This window comes from Lactobacillus sp. RTP31084st1_F9_RTP31084_210423 (genome assembly GCF_040919545.1).
Lineage (GTDB): Bacteria > Bacillota > Bacilli > Lactobacillales > Lactobacillaceae > Lactobacillus > Lactobacillus paragasseri.
Genome location: NZ_JBCOVH010000009.1, coordinates 1 through 4,899 on the forward strand (window position 1 = coordinate 1; position 4,899 = coordinate 4,899).

Below are 4,899 nucleotides of genomic sequence, written 5' to 3' on the forward strand. Positions count from 1 at the left end.
GCGGCACTGGAGTACGACCTCGCCAAAGAGATAAACGGGCAGGCAGTAGCCACCGAGATAGCCCGGCATGAACTTTATGGGTGTACTGGTGCGGAAATGGTGCAGGAAATGAAACCGTATCACATTGATTTTCCGAACGTAAAAAACAACTGCCTACGTTTCGAGGTCAGCCCCTCGATAGAGGAAAGCGCCACCTTTACGGATGCGGACTGGGCGGAACTTGGTAACGACTTCATGCAGCGCATGGGGTTGGCGAACCACCAGTACATCATCATCCGGCACAGCGGTACGGAGAGCAAGAAAGAGCAAGCCCACCTGCACATACTGGCAAACCGGGTTTCCCTTTCCGGGGAACTGTACCGGGACAACTGGATAGGGAAAAAGGCAACGGAAGCCGCCAATGCCATAGCCAAGGAACGGAACTTTGTACAGTCGCAGGACATTGGCAAAGTCAACAAAGCGGAAATCAAGGAAGCCATGGACGGCGTATTGAAGAAGATGCAGGGCTTTGACTTTACCAAATTCAAGGAAGAACTTGGTAAGAGAGGTTTTAAAGTCCGGGAAGCCAGGGCAAGCACCGGGAAACTTAACGGCTACTATGTCACAGCCCGAAGCGGTACGGAGTATAAGGCAAGCGAGATAGGGAAAGGCTACACTCTCGCCCATATCGAGCGGACACAAAGCAAACTGAAGTGCAACTCAATGAACATATCTCATGGAAACAAACTCACACCCGGAAGCGGCAGCTTCCAACGTTAAGCAGGGACAGTACAGCCCCCGGAAAAGAAAAGATACAACGCCAAGGGTAAACCCGCAGCTTGCGGTAGAACTGGTGTATCAAGAACTAAAGCGTGTTGAAGTCTATACGAAGCGCATAGAGGACGCAACAGCCCGAAAGGTACAAATAGACGGGAAAAGCCTTGAAAGTGCCGAAAATCGCCTAAAAAACGTGTTGGCGGACTTTGAACGGCAGGGGTACAGAATGAAAAACGGCGGTTATGTGGACAAACGAATTTCGTTCTACTCAATCCTTTGTGCTGTTATCTCCCTATTGTTCGCTTGTTTCATGTGCTATCTTTGGACGGATGCAGCCAAAGACCGGGACAACTACAAGCAGTATTATGAATACTACCAAGAGCAGGCAAGGGAACAAAAGGGGAATAAATAAACATCTAACTTTACGAATTATGGGAACAACGGAACACGAAGAACCCCGGTTCTTCTTCATACTGAACAAGGGTGCGAAGTCCGGCGGCGAAATCACCCATGCCGTCCTAAACGGTAGTATCGTTTCGAAGCCGGCAGGCTGGGACGCCTTTCATGGGCTTGCACTGGCGAGAGAGAAACTAAGCAGCGAGGAAATACAACAGCAGATGAAAGAACTTGGTGTAGAAATGGAAATCGTTCCTCTGATTTGACAAGATTACCCGGAGTGTTTCAGCCGGGTAATCTTGTTACTTATCCTTGATTTTCCCTTTAAGGGCGTTTATAATCCACCCTTTCGGATTGTTCTTTTCTCGTGATTTTCCGTTTAGGAGAGCCAGTTCTCCGATAAGGTCGGTTATCTTTTCTTGTGCCGTTATGAATGTCTCTTTGTTCCGGTTTATCTCTTCCGATGTGAAGCCGCAGGAATAACGGAGGTACTCGTACACATGGCTGTCTATCTGATATCGTGCTGTAACCTTTGCTTGCAATTCTTTCCCTTCCAGTTCTTCATCTCTGAACTGTGGTTGATAGACCGGGTAGAACCTAAACCCGGTCACCTTGCTACGTTTGTTGTTTGGGTTTTCACGCACTTTCACGTAGTTGAAAGTGTATGGGCAGCTCTCATCAAGCGCAGCCTTTGCTGGTTTCAAAACTCTTTCCTCAAAATGATCTATTCTGTCTTTTCCGTTCTTGTCCTTGTATTTGTCCGCAGGTATGCCAAGACGGTCTTTCAAGTTTTCAAGGGATATATCCAAAGGGTACACCTGCCCACTCATTAACATGTAAAACCTAAGGGAATACCCAGTAGGCAGCGCAAGAGCCTTGTTTAATTCAAACTCTCTGTACCCCTTGGCGAACTTGGTAAACACATCCCAAAGGTCGTTAGACACACGAAAGGTTATAATGCCAGTGCGTTTTTTATATTTTGGGTTAGATATAAATCCGCACTTCCACCATTCCTCGTCATCTTCGTAAGTAAAAAAACGTCCTGCCAAAGAATCGAGTGCGGCTATGATTTCATTGTAATCACGTCCGGAAAAAATAACGTCAGATACATGCATTTGTGCATCAACATCCCAAAGTCCATGCTCAAACTTGCGTTTCGTGCCTGCATAATCTTTCAGTTTTACTCCCTTTAGTTCAGCTTGGCACGCTTCCAGTATGCGAAGAACTATTCTTTGTTCGTGTATGGACATGTCTTGCTGTTTTGACCATGTATATACCCATGAAACAACAACATCTTTATTCTTGGTAATAGGTAGTTTCTTTTTCATAAACGATTGATTTGCTGCAAATATACACAATCCCCACATTAAAACAAAAAAAGAGGGGTAAAACTCCCAAAGTGTGGGGACTAATTTACTTTTAAACTCCCAAAGTGTGGGGACTAAACTCCCAAAGTGTGGGGAAACACATGTTCTAATCCCTTTATTTATGGGCGTTTGCGAAGAAGTGATAGAGCATATTACAGCCGATGCTTATAACAGACAAGGGGAATTTATAGAGCTAAGTGGTTGATTTACTGTCGGAAAAAGAAAAACGATAGGGAAAAAGAGCAAAGCAAAACCAACCAACGGGCGGTAGGATTGGAAACGGGTTTTTATGGCGTGTACACGTTTGTGTACAAAATGTTTGTATTTTATTGAAATATAGCTATCTTTGTGCTGAATTTAAAAGCAAACAGATATGGAAGCATTATCAGTAAGAGAATACCGAAACAACCTCGCAGCGTCTTTCACCAAAGCTGACAATGGCGAGCAGGTACTAATTCGCAGGAAAAACGAGATTTACGCTTTGGTAAAAGTTGGTCGTGAAGATTTGATGATAACCCCGGAGCTGCAAGCAAGGATTGACAAGGCAAGGGAAGAAATCAAATCCGGAAAGTGTGTTACCCTCAAAAGCAGTGAGGATATTGACGCTTATTTCGATAGTCTATGATGTACACAATTAGGGTTTCCGACGGGGTGGATAAGGTGATTGCCAAATGGAAGAAATCAAACCCCAATTTGTTCAAGAAGTATAAGAAAATCTACAAAGAATTGTTAGAGCACCCTAAGACTGGGCTTGGGCATCCCGAAGCGTTAAGGGGCGGTGGGGATATTACATGGTCTCGACACATTACCGCCCATGACCGGATAATCTATGACATTTACGAGGAAGTGGTAGAGGTCTACATCTTGGAGGTAGAGGGGCATTACAACGATAAATGATAAAACTGTTATGGTCGAATATTGTGTTTACTGGTTAGAGAACGGCGAGCCTATGCACGAGGTGTTCTCTTCTCTTGCCGCCGCCGAGATGTACTCATGTGCGATAAGAGGGAAAGAAAACATTGAATGGGTGGAGGTGTCCGAAGAAGAAACCATTGATTTGGACGAACTGGAAGACATGTTCCCGGATGACTTCTGCGGCGTGTAATCCCCTTGGGTAGAAATGGGGTAGAATTTGTTAGGCTGTGGGGGATTTTCTAACACGCCGGGGCTTTTTGCTGGGCGGTTGGCGTGGATGTATTCCCATGCGGCATGTGTATATATAGCAAGAAGTGTCCTTGTCGGACAATTCTTGCTTTTCTCGCTTTGCTCAAAAAGATTTTAAGATTACCTTTGTGGCATGGAACTAAGACGGAACGAAAAGATTACATTCCGGTGTACCGAACTTGAAAAGGACGCACTTGCGGAGCAGGCAGCCCGGTGCAGTCTAAGCGTATCGGAATACTGCCGGAGTTTGTCCCTTGGGGGGCGCCCAAGGGAGAGGTACACCGAGGAGGAACGGCAGCTTCTCCGGGACATAGCCCAGTTGAAAGGAACGCTCCAACGGCTGAACAACTACTTCGGTGGTCGCCAGTACCGGGAAGTGTTCGAGGAGAACCGGGCACTAATCACAGAACTCAAAAAAATACTCTCACGATGATAGGGAAAGGGAAAAGCATATCACATGGCGTGGCGGCACTGGAGTACGACCTCGCCAAAGAGATAGACGGGCAGGCAGCAGCCACCGAAATAGCTCGGCATGAGCTTTACGGGTGTACGGGTGCGGAAATGGTGCAGGAGATGAAACCTTACTTCACTGATTTTCCGAACGTAAAGAACAACTGCCTGCGTTTTGAGGTCAGCCCCTCGATAGAGGAAAGCTCCAGCTTCACCGATACGGACTGGGCAGAACTTGGCAACGACTTCATGCAGCGCATGGGACTGATGAACCACCAGTACATCATCATCAAACACAGTGGGACGGAGAGCAAGAAGAAACAGGCGCACCTGCATATACTGGCAAACCGGATATCCCTTTCCGGGGAACTCTACCGGGACAACTGGATAGGGAAACGGGCAACGGAAGCCGCCAACGCCATAGCCAAGGAACGGGACTTTGTGCAGTCGCAGGACATCGGAAAAGCCAATAAAGCGGAAATCAAGGAAGCCATGAACGAGGTACTGAAGAAGCTGCAGGGCTTTGACCTTGCCAAATTCCAAGAGGAACTTGGCAAACTGGGATTCAAAGTTCGGGAAGCCAGGGCAAGCACCGGAAAACTTAACGGCTACTATGTCACAGCCCGGAGCGGAACGGAATACAAGGCAAGCGAGATTGGGAAAGGTTACACACTCGCCCATATCGAGCAGACACAGAAAAAATTGAAGTATAACCAAATGAGCATATCACATGGAAACAAACTCACGTCCGGAAAAGGAGGTTTCC

9 protein-coding genes are annotated in these 4,899 nt (G+C 46.8%); 8 read left to right on the top strand and 1 reads right to left on the bottom strand.

Annotated features, from left to right (window positions below):
- The 3 genes from mbpB (AB5359_RS10145) to AB5359_RS10155 form a co-directional block, all read left to right on the top strand.
- Window positions 1-759: mobilization protein MbpB (gene mbpB, locus AB5359_RS10145; RefSeq protein WP_217731716.1), on the top strand; the 759-nt coding region annotated here is incomplete at its 5' end.
- Window positions 716-1,168, top strand: coding sequence for a mobilization protein MbpC (mbpC, locus tag AB5359_RS10150; protein ID WP_004295511.1), 453 nt, complete (start codon window positions 716-718; stop codon window positions 1,166-1,168). The genes mbpB (AB5359_RS10145) and mbpC, both read left to right, overlap by 44 nt.
- A gap of 19 nt (window positions 1,169-1,187) precedes the next feature.
- On the top strand, window positions 1,188-1,418 hold the full coding sequence (locus AB5359_RS10155; protein ID WP_004295510.1) for a hypothetical protein: 231 nt from the start codon (window positions 1,188-1,190) through the stop codon (window positions 1,416-1,418).
- 36 nt (window positions 1,419-1,454) lie between these two features.
- Here AB5359_RS10155 and AB5359_RS10160 read toward each other — a convergent pair whose 3' ends face one another.
- Window positions 1,455-2,480 (bottom strand): replication initiation protein, encoded by a 1,026-nt coding sequence (locus AB5359_RS10160; protein WP_004295509.1) that lies wholly within the window; start codon window positions 2,478-2,480, stop codon window positions 1,455-1,457.
- Window positions 2,481-2,892: 412 nt separating this feature from the next.
- Here AB5359_RS10160 and AB5359_RS10165 point away from each other — a divergent pair, with 412 nt between their 5' ends.
- The 5 genes from AB5359_RS10165 to mbpB (AB5359_RS10185) all read left to right on the top strand — a co-directional run.
- The gene (locus tag AB5359_RS10165) at window positions 2,893-3,144 is read left to right on the top strand and encodes a hypothetical protein (RefSeq protein ID WP_004295507.1); all 252 of its coding nucleotides are present in this window, start codon (window positions 2,893-2,895) and stop codon (window positions 3,142-3,144) included.
- Complete coding sequence (locus AB5359_RS10170) at window positions 3,141-3,416, top strand: type II toxin-antitoxin system YoeB family toxin (RefSeq protein ID WP_004327436.1); 276 nt, start codon at window positions 3,141-3,143, stop codon at window positions 3,414-3,416. Before AB5359_RS10165 ends, AB5359_RS10170 begins: the two co-directional genes overlap by 4 nt.
- A 10-nt stretch (window positions 3,417-3,426) precedes the next feature.
- Window positions 3,427-3,624 carry a hypothetical protein gene (locus tag AB5359_RS10175; protein ID WP_004295503.1) on the top strand — a complete coding sequence of 66 codons (198 nt, stop codon included), beginning with the start codon at window positions 3,427-3,429 and terminating at the stop codon, window positions 3,622-3,624.
- 192 nt (window positions 3,625-3,816) lie between these two features.
- Window positions 3,817-4,116, top strand: coding sequence for a mobilization protein MbpA (gene mbpA / locus AB5359_RS10180; RefSeq protein WP_004327437.1), 300 nt, complete (start codon window positions 3,817-3,819; stop codon window positions 4,114-4,116).
- On the top strand, window positions 4,113-4,899 hold a 787-nt coding region (gene mbpB / locus AB5359_RS10185), incomplete at its 3' end, for a mobilization protein MbpB (protein WP_368287215.1). The genes mbpA and mbpB (AB5359_RS10185), both read left to right, overlap by 4 nt.